General features: G+C 65.7%; 15 protein-coding genes and 1 pseudogene. 5 read left to right on the top strand and 11 right to left on the bottom strand.

Going from position 1 to position 16,416, the window contains the following annotated elements; translation table 11 throughout:
• Positions 1–128: 128 nt before the first annotated feature.
• The 9 genes from truB to WS96_RS05360 all read right to left on the bottom strand — a co-directional run bounded on the left by truB (position 129) and on the right by WS96_RS05360 (position 12,262).
• The gene (gene truB, locus WS96_RS05400) at positions 129–1,061 is read right to left on the bottom strand and encodes a tRNA pseudouridine(55) synthase TruB (protein WP_059785454.1); all 933 of its coding nucleotides are present in this window, start codon (positions 1,059–1,061) and stop codon (positions 129–131) included.
• A 13-nt stretch (positions 1,062–1,074) separates the two neighbouring features.
• Positions 1,075–1,473 carry a 30S ribosome-binding factor RbfA gene (gene rbfA / locus WS96_RS05395; protein WP_006495346.1) on the bottom strand — a complete coding sequence of 133 codons (399 nt, stop codon included), beginning with the start codon at positions 1,471–1,473 and terminating at the stop codon, positions 1,075–1,077.
• Between the two features lie 113 nt (positions 1,474–1,586).
• On the bottom strand, positions 1,587–4,508 hold the full coding sequence (gene infB / locus WS96_RS05390; RefSeq protein WP_059826528.1) for a translation initiation factor IF-2: 2,922 nt from the start codon (positions 4,506–4,508) through the stop codon (positions 1,587–1,589).
• Positions 4,509–4,599: 91 nt separating this feature from the next.
• Positions 4,600–6,075, bottom strand: coding sequence for a transcription termination factor NusA (gene nusA, locus WS96_RS05385; protein WP_034207114.1), 1,476 nt, complete (start codon positions 6,073–6,075; stop codon positions 4,600–4,602).
• Positions 6,075–6,533, bottom strand: a complete 459-nt coding sequence (gene rimP / locus WS96_RS05380; protein WP_011351796.1) for a ribosome maturation factor RimP — start codon at positions 6,531–6,533, stop codon at positions 6,075–6,077. The genes nusA and rimP overlap by 1 nt, the downstream gene beginning before the upstream one ends.
• 456 nt (positions 6,534–6,989) lie before the next feature.
• Entirely contained in the window at positions 6,990–8,732 is a 1,743-nt protein-coding gene (rluB, locus tag WS96_RS05375; protein WP_059831096.1) for a 23S rRNA pseudouridine(2605) synthase RluB, read from the bottom strand.
• Between the two features lie 60 nt (positions 8,733–8,792).
• A complete protein-coding gene (gene scpB, locus WS96_RS05370; RefSeq protein ID WP_059831094.1) occupies positions 8,793–9,818 on the bottom strand; it encodes an SMC-Scp complex subunit ScpB in 1,026 nt (341 codons plus the stop codon).
• A 272-nt stretch (positions 9,819–10,090) separates the two neighbouring features.
• Positions 10,091–11,293, bottom strand: coding sequence for a pyridoxal phosphate-dependent aminotransferase (locus tag WS96_RS05365; RefSeq protein ID WP_059831092.1), 1,203 nt, complete (start codon positions 11,291–11,293; stop codon positions 10,091–10,093).
• Between the two features lie 66 nt (positions 11,294–11,359).
• Positions 11,360–12,262 (bottom strand): LysR family transcriptional regulator, encoded by a 903-nt coding sequence (locus WS96_RS05360; RefSeq protein ID WP_012328377.1) that lies wholly within the window; start codon positions 12,260–12,262, stop codon positions 11,360–11,362.
• Positions 12,263–12,693: 431 nt separating this feature from the next.
• Here WS96_RS05360 and WS96_RS05355 point away from each other — a divergent pair.
• Positions 12,694–13,089, top strand: a pseudogene (locus WS96_RS05355) (transposase); the annotation flags it as partial.
• Between the two features lie 202 nt (positions 13,090–13,291).
• Complete coding sequence (locus tag WS96_RS34360; RefSeq protein WP_082720194.1) at positions 13,292–13,543, top strand: hypothetical protein; 252 nt, start codon at positions 13,292–13,294, stop codon at positions 13,541–13,543.
• A 195-nt stretch (positions 13,544–13,738) separates the two neighbouring features.
• Here WS96_RS34360 and WS96_RS05350 read toward each other — a convergent pair whose 3' ends face one another.
• Positions 13,739–14,056: a hypothetical protein gene (locus tag WS96_RS05350; RefSeq protein WP_006495354.1), complete on the bottom strand. Its 318-nt coding sequence runs from the start codon at positions 14,054–14,056 to the stop codon at positions 13,739–13,741.
• Between the two features lie 160 nt (positions 14,057–14,216).
• Between WS96_RS05350 and WS96_RS05345 the strand changes: the two genes are divergently transcribed.
• The 3 genes from WS96_RS05345 (at position 14,217) to WS96_RS05335 (ending at position 15,808) form a co-directional block, all read left to right on the top strand.
• The gene (locus WS96_RS05345) at positions 14,217–14,933 is read left to right on the top strand and encodes a YdcF family protein (protein WP_059831091.1); all 717 of its coding nucleotides are present in this window, start codon (positions 14,217–14,219) and stop codon (positions 14,931–14,933) included.
• Positions 14,934–15,141: 208 nt separating this feature from the next.
• A complete protein-coding gene (locus WS96_RS05340; protein ID WP_034207109.1) occupies positions 15,142–15,414 on the top strand; it encodes a hypothetical protein in 273 nt (90 codons plus the stop codon).
• A 136-nt stretch (positions 15,415–15,550) separates the two neighbouring features.
• Positions 15,551–15,808, top strand: coding sequence for a hypothetical protein (locus WS96_RS05335; RefSeq protein WP_034207108.1), 258 nt, complete (start codon positions 15,551–15,553; stop codon positions 15,806–15,808).
• A gap of 46 nt (positions 15,809–15,854) precedes the next feature.
• On the opposite strand, the gene WS96_RS05330 is transcribed toward WS96_RS05335, so the two are convergent.
• Positions 15,855–16,145: a putative quinol monooxygenase gene (locus WS96_RS05330; protein ID WP_034207107.1), complete on the bottom strand. Its 291-nt coding sequence runs from the start codon at positions 16,143–16,145 to the stop codon at positions 15,855–15,857.
• Positions 16,146–16,416: the final 271 nt, after the last annotated feature.

Here is a 16,416-nt window from a genome sequence, read left to right as displayed (position 1 = left end):
GAGTCCTGTTCAGTACAGAACTCAGCCCTTCTTGGCCTAGCATTCTTGAACCGTCCAACTCTCGGGGTTCAGTTCAAAATGACCGGGCCTTTTTCATTCCGCTGCGTGCACGTGCGTGCGTCGCTGCGTCATGGCGCCGTCACGACGAGCCGTTCCGGTGCGAGCACGCCATTCGCCTTGCGTGCCACGCCGAGCAATCGCGTTGCGTCGTACACGCGCACGCGCTCGCCATCGGCCGCGTCGATCGGCTCGAGCGCCGACAGCGGCAGGCGCTGGCCGTGCAAGAACCGTTTCGCGGACGCGTCGTCGAGCCGAATGGCCGGAAACGTCGACAGCAACGCATCGACCGGCTGAAGCCATGCATCGCGCGCCGATTCGGCAGCGTCCGACAGCGCATCGAGCGTCACCGCGTGCTCGAGCGTCAGCGCGCCTACGCCCGTACGACGCAGCATCGTCAGATGCGCGCCGCAACCCAGCGCCTCGCCGATGTCCTCCGCCAGCGTGCGCACATACGTGCCCTTGCTGCAGGTCACGCGAAACGTCACGTCGGGCAGCTCGCAGGCGAGCAGTTCCAGCGCGTGGATCGTCACGTTGCGGCCTTCCCGCTCGACGGTCTGGCCGGCCCGCGCATATTCGTACAGCGGCTTGCCGTCGCGCTTGAGCGCCGAATACATCGGCGGCACCTGCACGATGTCGCCGGTGAAGCGCACGAGCGCGGCTTCCACCGCCGCTCGATCGCATTCGACCGGGCGTGTGTCGATCACGTCGCCTTCCGCGTCGCCGGTGGTCGTGCGCTGGCCGAGACGCATCGTCGCTTCGTAAGTCTTGTCGGCGTCGAGCAAGTCCTGCGAGAACTTGGTTGCTTCGCCGAAACACAGCGGCAGCAGGCCCGAGGCCAACGGATCGAGCGTGCCGGTGTGGCCGGCTTTCTTCGCGAGCAGCAGGCGCTTCGCACGAATCAGCGCATCGTTGCTCGACAGGCCGACCGGCTTGTCCAGCAGAAGAACGCCGTCCAGCACGCGCCGAGGCACGCGCGGACGTTGGGGTGCAGCATTCGTCATAGGCCGGTCGAGCTCAGTCGTCCTTGGCAGGCGCGTCGGCCTCGTCGTCGTCCTTCGCGCGCGTCGAGTTCGCTTCCTTGATCAGGCGCGACATTTCGACGGCCTTCTCGATCGTCTGGTCGTAATGGAAATGCAGCGTCGGCACCGTATGAATGTGCAGGCGCTTGAACAGCAGGTTGTGCAGGTGACCCGACGCATGGTTCAGCGCTTCCTGCGTCTTGTCCGGATCGCCGGTGAGCGCCGTGAAGTAGACCTTCGCGTGCGCATAGTCCGGCGTGAGCTCCACGCTCTGGATGGTCACGATGCCGATGCGCGGATCTTTGACCTCGCGCATGATGAGTTCGGACAGATCGCGCTGAATCTGGTCGGCGATCTGAACGTTGCGATTGGGGGAAGTACGTTTCCTGGACATGATCGATCCGTGATCCGTTTATCAGGATGAAGCGGCGGCCATTTCGGCACGCCACCATGAAAATGGGCGGGGCAAGCCCAAGCCTGCCCCGCCCATGAGCCGATACGCGACGATTACAGCGTACGTGCGACTTCGGTCACTTCGAAGACTTCGAACTGGTCGCCTTCGATGATGTCGTTGAAATTCTTCACCGACATACCGCACTCGAAGCCTTGCTTCACTTCCTTCACGTCGTCCTTGAAGCGCTTCAGCGATTCGAGTTCGCCCGTGAAGATCACGACGTTGTTGCGCAGCACGCGCACCGACGACGAGCGCTTGACGATACCGTCCGTGACCATACAGCCTGCGACCGTGCCGACCTTCGGTACCTTGAAGACCTGGCGCACCTCGACCATGCCGGTGACGACTTCGCGCTTCTCCGGCGCCAGCATGCCCGACATCGCCGCCTTCACCTCGTCCACTGCGTCGTAGATGATGTTGTAGTAGCGGATATCGATGCCGTTCGCCTCGGCCAGCTTGCGTGCCTGAGCATCCGCACGCGTGTTGAAGCCGATGATGACCGCCTTCGATGCCGTCGCGAGGTTGACGTCGTTTTCGCTGATGCCGCCCACCGCGCTGTGCACGATCTGCACGCGCACTTCGTCGGTCGACAGCTTGAGCAGCGACTGCACGAGCGCTTCCTGCGAACCCTGCACGTCTGCCTTGATGATGAGCGGCAGGTTCTGCACTTCGCCTTCGCCCATCTGCTCGAGCATGCTTTCGAGCTTCGCGGCCTGCTGCTTCGCGAGCTTCACGTCGCGGAACTTGCCCTGACGGAACAGCGCGATTTCACGCGCCTTGCGCTCGTCCGGCAGCACGATCACTTCCTCGCCCGCACCCGGCACTTCCGACAGACCCTGGATTTCAACCGGGATCGACGGGCCGGCTTCCTTCGTCGGCTTGCCGTTCTCGTCGAGCATCGCACGGACGCGGCCGTAGGCCGTACCCGCCAGCACGATGTCGCCGCGGTTCAGCGTACCGGACTGCACGAGGATCGTCGCGACCGGGCCTTTACCCTTGTCGAGCTTCGCTTCGATCACGATGCCCTTGGCCGGCGCTTCGACCGGTGCCTTCAGTTCCAGCACTTCGGCCTGCAGCAGCACGTTCTCGAGCAGATCGTCGATACCTGCGCCCGTCTTGGCCGACACCGGCACGAACGGCGAATCGCCACCGTATTCTTCCGGCACGACGCCTTCCGCGACCAGTTCCTGCTTGACGCGATCGGGGTTCGCTTCCGGCTTGTCGATCTTGTTGATCGCGACGACGATCGGCACGCCACCCGCCTTCGCGTGGGCGATCGCTTCCTTCGTCTGCGGCATCACGCCGTCGTCGGCAGCCACCACCAGCACGACGATGTCGGTCGCCTTCGCGCCGCGTGCACGCATTGCCGTGAACGCTTCGTGACCCGGCGTATCGAGGAACGTGATGACGCCACGCGGCGTGTCGACGTGATACGCACCGATGTGCTGCGTAATGCCGCCCGCTTCGCCCGCGGCAACCTTCGCGCGGCGGATGTGGTCGAGCAACGAGGTCTTGCCGTGGTCGACGTGACCCATCACCGTGACGACCGGCGGACGCGGCAGTTGCTCCGCATCGGTACCGGTTTCCCCTTCGACGAGCAGCGCTTCCGGATCGTCCAGCTTCGCGGCAACCGCGCGGTGACCCAGTTCCTCGACGATGATCATCGCCGTTTCCTGGTCCAGCACCTGGTTGATCGTGACCATCTGGCCCATCTTCATCATCACCTTGATGACTTCGGAGGCCTTGATCGACATCTTGTGCGCGAGGTCGGCAACCGACACGGTTTCCGGCACGTGCACTTCGCGGACGATCGGTTCGGTCGGCGCCTGGAACGACGATGCGCTGTCCTGGTGACGGCCGCGACCCTTCGGGCCGCCGCGCCAGCCGCGGTCGACGCCGCCGCTCGAGTCGCCGCGCGTCTTGATGCCGCGACGCTTCGATGCGTCATCCTGCCAGCCGCCCTTGCCTGCGCCCGGCTTCTTGTTGCGGTCGCCCGCGCCTGCCGGCGCCTGCGTCGTGGCCGGTGCCGCGGCACCGGCCGGCTTCTTCACGGCCGGTCGCGCCTGCGCACCCTCCGGCTTCGCCGGCTTGTGCAGCGTGCCCTTCGCTTCGGCCGGCTTCGCCGCCTCGACCGGCTTCGGCGGTTCGGGCGCCTTGACCACGGCCTTGCGCGGCGTGTTCATCATTTCGCGGATCGCGCGTGCTTCGGCTTCCGCCGCCGCGCGACGCTTGCTGATCTCTTCCTGCTCGGCGCGCGCCTTGTCGGCCGCCTCGCGGGCAGCGTCCTCGGCCTTCTTCGCCGCTTCGCGCTGCGCCGCACGTTCGGCGGCCGCGCGCGCTTCGTCCTGCGCGGACTGCGCACTCGGTGCTTCCGACTCGGCTGCGGCGGCCTGCTGCGCGGCCGCCTGCTGCCGTGCCGCGGCTGCTTCCGCCGCGGCACGCTTCGCCGCCGCTTCTTCCTCGGCGCGACGACGCTCGGCTTCGGCCGCTTCCTCGCGGGCGCGACGTTCGGCTTCCTCGCGCTCGAGGCGCTCCTGACGCTCGCGCAGCTCCTGCGCCTGCTTCTCGAGCAGCTCGGCCTCGCGGCGCGCCTCTTCCTCGCGACGCTTCAGTTCCGCATCGTCGTCCGCTTCGGCGACCTGCGCCTGACCCTGTTCCGCACCTTCGCTCACGTCGTCGCGCTTGACGAACGTACGCTTCTTGCGAACCTCGACCTGAATGGTGCGAGCCTTGCCCGTCGCGTCAGATTGCTTGATCTCCGACGTATGCTTGCGGGTCAGCGTGATCTTGCGCTTGTCGCCGTCGGTTGCGCCGTGCGACTTGCGCAAATGATCGAGCAGACGCGCCTTGTCCGTTTCGGACAGCGCGTCGTCTTCACTCGCTTTCTGGACGCCCGCTGCCTGCAGCTGTTCGAGCAGCACACCAGCAGGCATTTTCAGTTCCGCGGCAAATTGGGCTACGTTGTTACTCGCCATTCATTCCTCTTAGTGCAAGGACCGATTCCTTGCGGTTAGCATCGGGTCAGGCCATACGGCCGCCATCAAATCAGTGCGCCATGGTCATTTCTCACTGGAACCAATGTTCACGTGCTTTCATGATCAACGCCTTAGCGGCATCCTCTTCCATCCCGGTCATGTCGACCAGTTCATCTACAGCCAGCTCGGCGAGATCGTCGCGCGTCTGCACGCCGTGTTCGGCCAGCTTCGCGAGCAGCTCCGGCGTGACGCCGTCGAGACTCTTGAGATCCAGCGCTGCGTTCTCGACCTTTTCTTCGTTCGCGATGGCCATCGTCAACAGCGCGTCGCGTGCGCGGTTGCGCAGTTCGTGCACGGTGTCCTCGTCGAACGCTTCGATTTCGAGCATTTCGTTGAGCGGCACGTATGCGATCTCTTCGAGGCTCGTGAAGCCTTCGTCGATCAGGATGTCGGCAACTTCCTCGTCGACGTCGAGACGCGCCATGAACAGTGCACGCAGCCGGTCGCGCTCTTCGCCCTGCTTCAGCGCGGATTCGTCCGGCGTCATGATGTTGATCTGCCAGCCGGTCAGCTCGCCGGCAAGGCGAACGTTCTGACCGCTGCGGCCGATCGCGACAGCCAGTTCGTTTTCGTCGACGACGACGTCCATCGAATGCTTTTCTTCATCGACGACGATCGACTGGACGGCTGCCGGCGCGAGCGCGCCGATCACGAACTGGGCGGGATCTTCCGACCATAGCACGATGTCGATGTTTTCGCCACCGAGCTCGTTGCGCACGGCCTGCACGCGCGAGCCGCGGATGCCGACGCAGGTGCCGATCGGATCGATCCGCTTGTCGTATGCGATGACGCCGATCTTCGCGCGCACGCCCGGGTCGCGGGCAGCCGCCTTGATCTCGAGCAGGCCCTGCTCGATTTCCGGCACTTCCATCTCGAACAGCTTCATCAGGAATTCGGGCGCCGTGCGCGACAGCTCGATCTGCGGGCCGCGCGCGGTACGGTCGACCTTCGCGATGTAGGCGCGCACGCGGTCGCCCACGCGCAGGTTTTCCTTCGGGATCAGTTGATCGCGGCGCAGCAGCGCCTCGACGCGGCCCGATTCGACGATGAAGTTGCCCTTGTCGAGGCGTTTCACCGTACCCGTCATGATCTTTTCACCACGCTCGAGGTAGTCGTTCAGGATCTGCTCGCGCTCCGCGTCGCGCACCTTCTGCAGGATCACCTGCTTCGCGGCCTGCGCGCCGATGCGACCGAACTCGATCGACGGAACGGGTTCCTCGACGTACTCGCCGACTTCGACGTCGGGCTTCTGCTCACGAGCCTCGAACAGCAGGATCTCGCGATCCGGCTCCTGCAAGCCTGCCTCGTCGGGCACGACGAGCCAGCGACGGAAGGTTTCGTGCTCGCCGCTTTCGCGATCGATATGGACGCGGATTTCGGCGCCTTCGTCGAACAGCTTCTTGGAAGCGGACGCGAGCGCGGCCTCGAGGGCGCCCAGCACCACATCCTTGTCGACGTTTTTCTCGCGCGCCAGCGCATCCACCAGCATCAACACTTCGCGACTCATTATTTGCGGCTCCTAAAGTCAACTTGCGGAATCAGGCGGGCTTTGTCGATATCGGCCAGCGTGAAATCCAGCATGGCTGCCTCGCCCTTCTTCCCCTCAAATTCCAAACCGATCGTTTCGCCATTCGGCGCGTGCAGAATGCCCCGGTACGTCTTGCGCCCGTCCAGCGGCTTTTTCAAGGTCACGGAAACTTCGCTGCCGGCGAAGCGCTCGAAGTCGGCCAGCTTCTTCAACGGGCGGTCGAGCCCCGGGGACGAGACTTCGAGCCGTTCGTAATCGATGTTTTCGACCGTCAAGACGTGCTGGAGCTGACGCGTGACCTTTTCGCAATCTTCGAGCGAGATGCCGGCAGGCTGATCGATATAGATGCAAAGCATGCCGCGCCCGGTGCGCTCGAGATCCACCAGCTCGTAGCCGAGCCCGGTGACCGTGGTTTCTATCAGTTCCGTCAGTTGCACAGTGTCCTCTCAGGTGTTCGCGCCCGCCGCTCGCGATTCACCCGCGGGCGCGCGCCTTAGCCGGCGCAGGAAGCGCTACCCGAGATGCCTAACCGTTTCAGCAAAAAAAAATGGGCGGAACGCCCATCTTCTTACTGGTGGTCGCACCTGAGCCGCACATTGAATCCGTACGCCCAGCGACTCCGCGATTATAGCGATTTTTGGCGCAAACGCCAAGCCAGCCGGTAAAAGCAGCGCGTCGGCCGCCTTTACGAACCGAAAATGCGAAATCGGGCTGCCCGATCGACCGACACCCACTACCGAACCGGTGATCGCCGTTGTCGCGGTACGCGACATCATAAATGCAGCCGAAATCCATCAATGCAATGCGTCGCGTCGACAAAACCGGCCGAACGCCGGTCGGACCGGCGAGCCGGCAGCCTCGCGCCGCCGCACGCCAATCCGGTCAATAGACGCTTAGCGGCTGCGCGTACGACTGCGCTGCGGACGCTGACCGCCGCGCGGGCCGCCGCCGTTGCCGCCGTCGGCGCGATTGCCGTTCGGATTGCGGTTGCCGCCGCCCTTGCTGCCGCCGCGCTTGCCGCCCGCGCCATCGCGCTTGGGGCCGGCGCCATACGACGCGCGATTGCCGTCGACGTCGCGACCACCGCCGGCGCGGTTGCCGTCGCGGCCGCCACCCATGCGATTGCCATCACGACCGCCGCCCATGCGGTTGCCGTAGCCCGACGGCGCAACCGGCAGGCTACCGTAGCCGCTCAAGCCCGGCAGGCCCGGCCCGCCGCGTCGGCCACCGCCGCGACGCGGCTGGTCGAGTTGCCCGTGCGTCGTCAGCACCGGCTCGCGGCCGATGAAGCCCATCGACGTCTGCATCGGATCGGGCTGGCGACGCTCGGTCGGACCGGCGCCGCCGCGCTTGCCCTTCTCCTCGGACGGCGCCTTCAGGCCGACGGTCGCCATCAGCTTGCGCACCTGCGCGTCGTCGAGCTCTTCCCAACGGCCACGCTTCAGGCCGCGCGGCAGCGGAATCGGGCCGTGACGCGTACGGATCAGCCGGCTCACCATCAGGCCGACCGCCTCGAACATCCGGCGCACTTCGCGGTTGCGGCCTTCGGCCAGCGCGACGTGATACCAGTGGTTCGTGCCTTCGCCGCCGCCATCGCGGATGCGCAGGAAATTCGCCGGACCGTCGTCGAGCTCGACGCCGTGCAGCAGCTTCTGCCGCATGCCTTCGGACAGCTCGCCGACGACGCGCACCGCGTACTCGCGCTCGACGCTGTAACGCGGATGCATGAAGCGGTTCGCGAGGTCGCCGGAGGTCGTCAGCATCAGCAGACCTTCGGTATTGAAGTCGAGACGGCCCACCGCAAGCCATTTCGCCGTCTTCATCGGCGGCAGGCGGTCGAACACCGACGGACGGCCTTCCGGATCCGCATGGCTGACGATTTCGCCGGTCGGCTTGTGATACAGCAGCACGCGCGGCGGCTTGTTCGGCAGCTTGCGCTTGACCGGCTTGCCGTTGATCCGCACCTGGTCGGTCGGCATGATCCGCTGGCCGATGTGCGCAGGCTCGCCGTTCACCGACACGCGGCCGGCGACGATCAGCTCTTCCATTTCCCGGCGCGAACCCATGCCCGCCTCCGCCAGCACCTTGTGGAGCTTCGGCGCATCGTCGTCCGGCGACAGCACACGCTTGTTCGCCGACTGGTTGCGGCCGCGGCGCAGCATCGGCGCACGCACGCCGCTACCGCCCGCGGAGTTGTCCGCGTCGAAGGCGGGCGACGTCACGTACGCGAACAGTTCATCCTCGGATGCATCGCCTTCCACGGCTTTCGCCGCGCCGCCTTCGGCCTTCGATGCACCGCGACGGCCCTGGCCGCCCTTGGCCGCGCCTTCGCGCTTGCCGGCCGGCTTGCGACCGCCCTTGGCCGCGCCTTCCTTGCGCGGCGCACGCGCAGGCTGCGCGTCGGCAGCGTCGACCGGCTGCGCGTCCGCGCCCTCGGCACCCTGCTGCTCGCCTTCGGCGCCCTTCGACTTGGCCGCCGCGCGCCGCCGCGCGATCAGGCTGCGCGGGCCGCGCCGCAGACCGCGGCGGGGACGCTCGTCGCCACCCGCGGCCGAAGCATCCTGCTCCGGCGCATCGTCGGCACGCGCCGCCTGCACGGCAGGCGCGGACGATTCAATATCGTGGATATCTGTCAAAACAACCTCAAAATGTCAGGTCTCGCGCCCGGCGCGGGCGCGGCAAGAAGTTGGCCGCGATCAGGCGCGACGCTGTTTGGGTTCTGCTTCGTCGTCCGGCAGCGCGTCGGCGCCGATGGGCGCACTGGCGCTTCGTACGGCATCCGCGAGACTGTCGGACGTGTCGTCCAGCGTCTCGTCGTCCGCGGGACCGGAACGGGAGGCGTCGGCCCGATCGGCCTCGCCGGGCATGTCGCCGGCCGCTTCCGCTCCGTCTCCGGCAGCCGCTTCGGCGGCCGGCTTGCGATCTTCCTCGCTCCAATCCGCACGCTGCGGCTCGGGCTGCACACCGGTCGGCACTGCTTCGGCGCCGACCTGTTCAGTATGTTCCGTTTGCTCGCGATCAGCGTCGAGCGTATCGCGACTCGGAATTTCGTGCGTCGACGCGACGTCGGCCGGCCCCTCGGCCGACTGGCCGTCGGGCGCTTCATCCGCGAGCGCCTGCGGCACGTCGGCCGCCGCATCGCTGGCCACCGGCATGTCGCCATCGAAATCCATCGCCTGCTGCGCGAGCAGCGCGGCCTCGATGTTCGCGGCCGGTTCTTCGAGCGCCGGCAGGTCGTCGAGCGCCTTCAGGCCGAGATCGTCGAGAAACTGCTTGGTCGTCGCATACAGCGCCGGACGCCCCGGCACGTCGCGATGACCGATCACCTCGATCCAGCCGCGATCCTCGAGTTGCTTGACCACCTGCGTATTGACCGTGACGCCGCGAATCTCTTCGATGTCGCCGCGCGTGACGGGCTGTCGGTACGCAATGATCGCGAGCGTTTCGAGCACCGCGCGCGAATATTTCGGCGGCTTCTCGGGGTGCAGGCGATCCAGATAATGACGCATCGCCGGCTTGCTCTGAAAGCGCCATCCGGTCGCCAGCGCCACCAGTTCGACACCGCGACCGGACCAATCCTGTTTCAGATCTTCGAGCAACGTGCGGACCGTGTCAGCCGACACGCCGTCGGCAAAGAGCTTGCGCAAATCGCCGAGCTTCAGCGGTTCCTGCGCACAGATCAAAGCAGTCTCGAGGACGATCTTCGCCTCTTGGGTATTCATGCAGCTAGGCCAGACCCTGTGGTCAAACGAACCGGATCAACAAACAGACGAAAGGAACGGAAGACGCGCTCGCCCGATTCTGATCGGTCATATTGATGGGAGCACGAACCGGGGGCGGCGAACCAACTTCAGGCCAGGCCCAAACCGGACGGAACAGCACGGTTCAACGACGGAACCGCGTGACTGAACGCCATATTACGCAAAATTGCCCGGTGCGTAAAGATGAGCGGAACAGGCCGCCGCACGGCACGGGCGCCCGCTCCGTCCCCGCTTCAGCGAGAGCCCGCGCCATGCGCAAGGAACCGGCGTAGCCGCTCGACGCCCGCATCGAGCCGCGCCGGATCGCACGCATAGCACCAGCGCACGAACCCTTCCCCCTCCGGGCCGAACGCCCGACCGGGCGCAAGGCCGAGCCCCGCGTCGCGCACCAGCGTCTTGCAGAACGCCAGGCTGTCGGCCGCCCCCGGCAGTCTCAGGAACAGGTACATCGCGCCCGGCGGAGGCGGCACGTCGACGCCCGGCAGCGTGCGCAGCGCGGCAACCAGGTGATCGCGCGCGTCGCGCAGCGCCGACACGAACGATTGCACGAACGGCTCGCCGTCGCGCAACGCGACCTCGGCCGCAGCTTGAACGAAGCCCGGCGCACACGACGTGTTGTATTCGACGAGCTTCGACAGGTCGGCCATCACCGATGCCGGCGCAATCAGCCACCCGAGCCGCCAGCCCGTCATCGCCCACGCCTTCGAGAATGAATTGACGACCACGACACGCTCGTCGCGAGACGCGATATCCAGAAACGACGGCGCGCCGCCCTCGTCGAATGCAAGCCGCTCGTACACCTCGTCGGCGACCAGCCAGATGCCGTAGCGACGGCAATGGGCGAGCACGGCCCGCTGATCGTCGCGCGACATCGTCCAGCCGGTCGGGTTGTTCGGCGAATTGATCAGCAGCAGCCGCGTATCGGGCGTCAGCGCCGCGAGCAACCGTCCGACATCGAGCTGCCATCCCGCATCGCCGTAGCCAAGCGGCACGCACTCGACCTGTGCGCCGAGAATCTTCGGAATCTCGACGAGATTCGGCCACAGCGGCGTGACCGCGACGACACGCTCGCCCGGCCCGACCAGCAGCTGGGCAGCCAGCATCAGCGCACTCACGCCCGAGCTCGTCACGGCCACCGTATCGGGCGCCGTCGCACCGTGACGCGCGCCGACATAGGCCGCGATCGCGTCGCGCAGCGGCGCCGTGCCGAGATTGTGCGTGTAGAAGGTCGCACCGTCGCGCAGCGCCACCGCCGCGGCGTCGCGGATGAAGTCCGGCGTCACGCGGTCGGATTCGCCGAACCAGAACGGCAGCATGTCCGGCACGCCGAAGCCGGCGTTTGCGACCTCGCGGATCAGCGACGGACGCAGCGCGTGCACCGTGGCGCGCGCCGCCGGCTCATCGTTCGCCGGGAAAAAACCTGCGGAATGCGTCATCGAGAACCACCGCCCAGGAACACGATCCGCGTAGTGTACCGGCCGGCAAGCCGGACCGGCGCAACGTCAGTCGAGATCCTCGGCCCTCGCCGGCATCTGCCGCACGAGCTCCCAGATCGCTTGCGCGGCGGGCGACAACGACCGGTCGCGGCGACGCACCAGTTCGACGGTGCGTTCGGTGCGCGGCGTGAGCGGCCGTGCGACGAGCGTCGAGCCGGCCGGCAGCGGCAGCGACAGCCACGGCTGCACGCTCACGCCGACACCGGCCTCGACCAGCCCGAACACGGTCGCCGAATGACCGAGTTCCTGCATGACCGTCGCGTTGACGCGATGCGTGGCCAGCGCCGCATCGATCAGCGGCCGGCTGCCCGACGCATGGTCGAGCAACACGAGGCGCTCGCCGTCCAGCGCCGTCCACGGCACCTCGGCCCGCGCCGCGAGCGGATGATCGGCGCGCGCGACAAGGCAGAACGAATCGGTCATCAACGGCTCGCAGACGAGATCGGCGACCGTCAGCGGCCCGATCACGACGCCGAAGTCGACTTCGCTCGATTTCACCTTGCGCAGCACGTCGCTCTGCACGTCGTCGCGCAGGCCGAGCGTGACGAACGGGAACTGGCGTTCGCACGACGCCACCACGCGCGGCATCAACCGGCATGCGATCGTCGGGCTTGCCGCGACGATCACGCGCCCGCGGCGCTGTTCGCCGATCTCGCGAATCTCGCGCAGCGTGTCGTCGAGGTCGTCGAGCAAGCGCGACACGCTCGCGATCAGGTTCGCGCCGACGTCGGTCAATTGCACGTCGCGCGTCGTGCGGTCGATCAGCTTCAGCCCGAGTTCGGCCTCGAGCTCGCGCACGCAACGGCTGACGGCGGACTGCGTGAGCCCGATCTCGTCACCCGCCCGGCTGAAGCTCTTGAGCCGCGCGACTTCGATGAAAACGCGAAGCTGGCGCAGCGTAACGTTCATGTCCCGACCTCATCAATCGTCGATATCGATGCGGGATTCTAATGTGCGAAACCGGCTTCGACGAACGAATCCGGCACCCGCCGCCCATGTTTCGCTGCGGTGCAATACATTCGCAAACGCACGTGACATGGGCGAATTGCACAAGATTGGTGATTGTCCCGATTTGCTCACGGGTTATTTTGGCGTCTTATACGCCCCTAGCTGACTTAGCCGTTAGCTCGCTGCCAAGCGGCTCTCGAGGGATTCACCTCCGACATGGCACGCTTCGTGCATCACCTGGCGCACAGGGTGCAGGTTTCGTCGGACGGAAGAGCAGAAACGCCGCTGCCGGCCAACCGGACGCCCCCACCCGGCACTCGACGATCGAGTGCCTGAAGAGTGCGCGGCGCAGGGCAGCGCACCGGAGTTAGCTTCGCTGAGGTGAGGACATGATGCTGTTCGACGATTTGAGAGATAACGAATGGGCGCTGGTCGAGGGTCTGTTTTGCTCGGAGCCCGCACGGAGTGAGCGGCGCGGCCGTCCTCGCGTGGAAGCCCGCTCGGTGGTCAACGCCGTGCTGTGGGTGCTGTCGACGGGGGAAGGCTGGTCGAAACTGCCGGGCCGCTATCCGTCCCCGCCGACCTGCCGCCGCCGCTTCGACGAATGGCAGGCGGACGGTACGCTCGCCGAAATCGTGAAGCGACTCGGCACGAGCGGCCGGCAGATCTCACTGCGCGGACGCATCGGCGCAAGCGCGGCGAAGCCGCCCGCCCCGCCGAGCCGCGACCGGCTGCGCGGCGCCTTCTGGACCAATCCGGAATCCTGGCGCGCACCCGTCAAGATGGCGTAACGAATGCTCGACCGGGCGGCTTCGGCCGCCCGGCTTCTTTTTGCGACGCGTCCTTTTTCGCGACGCATGCCTTGCCGTCGATTACCGTTGTCGTGCCGCGAAACAACTATTTACCAATATTTACAGCAAGCCTGCACTCCCACGCTTACCTTAGCGACATATCAACAGGCCGCACGGACGGCTTGAAGGGAGCCCCGCCATGAAAACAATGTCACTGCTCGTTGCATGCGGCATTGTCGTTTCCATGGTGCTGAGCACTCCCGTCCACGCCGACGATCGCGCGAAGCCGCCCCATCGCCAGCAGGATCACAGGAACACCTTTCGACAGCCGCCGTCCGCGAACCCGTCCAGCCGGCAAACCGTACCGCGCGGCGACTTGCGCGGCGACATCGCCAGCAACGCGCGGGCCCGAATCGGCTCACAGCCGCCGGGCGTGCCGCGTCATCCGTAGTCCTGCCGATTTCGAGATTTCGCCAAAGAAAAATGCCCGCATTCGGGAACTGCGCCGCATGCGACGAGTCACATCGTTGCCATGAGCACAGCGTGGCAGCAGCAAAAGTATCCGGTACGCCCGTATCCTCGCGATACGGGCTTTTTTTTGCATCGCCGTCCCGTGCGGCGATGCACGGGACGGGATGGAGAACCGCTAAAGGCGACTTTCGAGAATCGCCACGGCGCTCGCTTCGCTCAATGCGTAGTCGTCCATGCGGCGATCGGTCCAGGAAAGTAATTTCTCGTCGCGCTCGAGGCGCGAGAATTCGGCTCGGCCGCTGTCGGTCAGCACGGCGATGTCGACCGGTGCATGAAAGCCCGGTGCGGGAGCAACGGTTTTCTGCCTGACCGTGTCCATCAGGCCGAGTGAACGGAGATACTCGAACACGCCCGGGCGGCGTGCCCACGGTACCTGGCGGTACTGCACTCGTCTCAATGCGTCGAGCACCGCTTCGTTGGAATACGTGGCCATCTCGATTCTTTCTTAAAGTGCAGCGACAATGCGAAGCGGCGAGCCGGGCGGGGTCTCCGCCCGCCGAAACCGCCACCGATTCTGGAGGCCGACGTTGTTCGGCGTCGCGTCAGGGCCGTATCGTCAGCCGTCCATAAAAAGACACCATACCCCAATCAAATTGATTCTGTTCGATTCATTTGTACTTCTCTTCATCGGTTTCATGCTCTTCCGCAAGCAGCGTCGAACCATTGCCATCGCCGCCGCCGCGCTGTTCTGGCTACTGGCGACGGGCTGGCTCGCGGCGCCGCTCATCGCCTGGTCCGAGGCCGGCGTCACGCCGGTCGAACACCCCGACATGCATGGGCGAACCACGCTGATCCTCATCGGCGCCGGCACGCACCGCACCGACGCGGGATTGCAGCCGCCGCCCGATGGCGTCGCGCGCATCCGCAAGGTCGCGGCGCTCTATCGCACGTGCCGGCAGCAGGCCGAACGCTGCACCGTGGTGATGTCGGGCGGCGACCCGCAGCATCACGGCGACACCGAGGCGGCCGTCTACGGGCGCCAGCTCGTCGCACAAGGCGTGGCGCCGTCCGACCTCGTGCTCGAACCGAACAGCCGCACAACCTACGAAAACGCGAAATTCACTGCATCTATACTACGCTCACAGTATGACGACGCGCGCGTTCTCGTCACGTCGTCGTACCAGATGCGCCGGGCGCTGCTCGATTTCCGCCGTTTCGGCATCGATCCGCAGCCCGTTTATGCGAACCTCCGACGCGCGCAGACGGGCTGGTTGCCGCGCTGGCGCAATGTGGCGAACGCCGAGCAGGCGCTGCACGAGCTGGTCGGCATCTCGCAATTCCACGTGTATCGCTGGCTCGGCTGGTTCTGACGATACCGCGAAAATCGCTGCACCACCCCGGATGGCAGATGCGTGACGAAGCGCGCGAAGTGTTGCGCGACTTCAACGGGGCCTTGCGTCGTGCGCCGATCCGATGCACATTGATCCGTCACTTTTGTTACACTCGACACGCACTCGATTGCAGTCGCCAGACAAAACGGCACACTCGGGTTCATCACCACTTAGCGGAGGTAAAGCAATGAAGAAGACGTCCCTGGCTATCCTGGTAGCGATGTCGGCGCTGACTGGCGCAGCGTATGCGCAAGAGAGCACGCAGATCCAGACCATCACCGATCCGGCCAAGATCGCCGAGATCGAGCAGCGTGCACAAGCGCTGCAACAGCAGCAAGCGGCCGAAGCGGCTCAGCCGGCGGCGCAGGAAGAGCATCACCACGGCAAGAAGGCTGCGCATCACAAGGCAGCGAAGAAGGCCGGCAAGAAGGCGAAGGCTGCAGACGCTGCCAGCCAGTAAGTTCGGCGGCACCGCACCAGCGACAAGCCGAATCCGGGCAACCGGGTTCGGCTTTTTTGGTTGCGGCGCCCGCGCGCTGTGCTAAAGTCGCGCACCGAAATTTTCCACCCGTGCGCACCCCGGTGCGGAGGACAGCATGAGTAACATTCAACTCGACATCGAGTGGACCGAAGCCGCCACTCGCCGGATCAAGCAACTGATGCCCCGCGGCTCGGACGACGCGTTTCTCGCGCTGCCGCCGATCGAGTGCCTGCCGATGGAGGGCGACGTGCTGTTCCTCGGCCCGCAAGGCAAACAGGAACCGTTCATCGTTGCCGAGCGCCAGTATCACCATGACGGCGACGCCGACTGGACGATCATCCTGATCCTCGACGTACCCAGCGCGTCGCACTGACGCGCGGCCGCGACCGGACACGTCCGGTCGCTCCACCCCGCTCGACTCAGACGAGCTTCGACAGCACGCGGATTTCGGAACGTTCGATCCAGTCCGCGGCCGCTTCGCGATAAGCGAGAATATGCGCGGAACGCGCATGAGCGGCCAGCGCCTCCTCGCTCTCCCAACGCTCGACGAATACGAACCGCGCGGGCTCCTTCAGATCCCGGTGCAGGTCGTACTGCAATGCGCCGGCTTCGTTGCGGGTCGGCTCGACGATTCCCTCGAGCGCGGCGCGCAGTTTTTCCTCGGCGCCGGGCTTCGCCACGATCAGCGCCACGACTGCAATTTCCGCCATTCCCGCCTCCTCCTTCCGAAAAAGTCCGAGAATACGCGAATCTCGCACCGCGCATCGGCTACGCCGAGACGGCATGACGACGGCACCAAAAAAATAGCCCGCGCTTCAGAGAAGCGCGGGCGAAACCGTCGCCCTACGAGGATAGGCGACGGGGCCATCGAGATCCGCACGCTGGCGCGGATCGTCATCTGTTGCGCCGGCGCTTGTCGCGTCGGCATGTGAAGGCGTCGAGCCCGTTGTTCGGGCGCTCGCGGCGCACTCCCGGACTCTG

Origin of the sequence: Burkholderia sp. MSMB1835 (assembly GCF_001526365.1) — a bacterium.
Lineage (GTDB): Bacteria > Pseudomonadota > Gammaproteobacteria > Burkholderiales > Burkholderiaceae > Burkholderia.
The sequence above is the reverse complement of the archived record's forward strand: the minus strand, read 5'-3'. Positions and strand labels throughout refer to the sequence as shown.

Bases quoted from the DNA above. Each gene is read 5' to 3' on its own strand.
- rbfA (WP_006495346.1), bottom strand. From the start codon at position 1,473: ATGTCCAGGAAACGTACTTCCCCCAATCGCAACGTTCAGATCGCCGAC.
- nusA (WP_034207114.1), bottom strand. From the start codon at position 6,075: ATGAGTCGCGAAGTGTTGATGCTGGTGGATGCGCTGGCGCGCGAGAAA.
- WS96_RS05330 (WP_034207107.1), bottom strand. From the start codon at position 16,145: ATGGCGGAAATTGCAGTCGTGGCGCTGATCGTGGCGAAGCCCGGCGCC.
- WS96_RS05350 (WP_006495354.1), bottom strand. From the start codon at position 14,056: ATGGCCACGTATTCCAACGAAGCGGTGCTCGACGCATTGAGACGAGTG.
- WS96_RS05335 (WP_034207108.1), top strand. From the start codon at position 15,551: ATGAGTAACATTCAACTCGACATCGAGTGGACCGAAGCCGCCACTCGC.
- truB (WP_059785454.1), bottom strand. From the start codon at position 1,061: ATGACGAATGCTGCACCCCAACGTCCGCGCGTGCCTCGGCGCGTGCTG.
- WS96_RS05340 (WP_034207109.1), top strand. From the start codon at position 15,142: ATGAAGAAGACGTCCCTGGCTATCCTGGTAGCGATGTCGGCGCTGACT.
- WS96_RS05365 (WP_059831092.1), bottom strand. From the start codon at position 11,293: ATGACGCATTCCGCAGGTTTTTTCCCGGCGAACGATGAGCCGGCGGCG.
- infB (WP_059826528.1), bottom strand. From the start codon at position 4,508: ATGGCGAGTAACAACGTAGCCCAATTTGCCGCGGAACTGAAAATGCCT.
- WS96_RS05360 (WP_012328377.1), bottom strand. From the start codon at position 12,262: ATGAACGTTACGCTGCGCCAGCTTCGCGTTTTCATCGAAGTCGCGCGG.
- WS96_RS34360 (WP_082720194.1), top strand. From the start codon at position 13,292: ATGAAAACAATGTCACTGCTCGTTGCATGCGGCATTGTCGTTTCCATG.
- scpB (WP_059831094.1), bottom strand. From the start codon at position 9,818: ATGAATACCCAAGAGGCGAAGATCGTCCTCGAGACTGCTTTGATCTGT.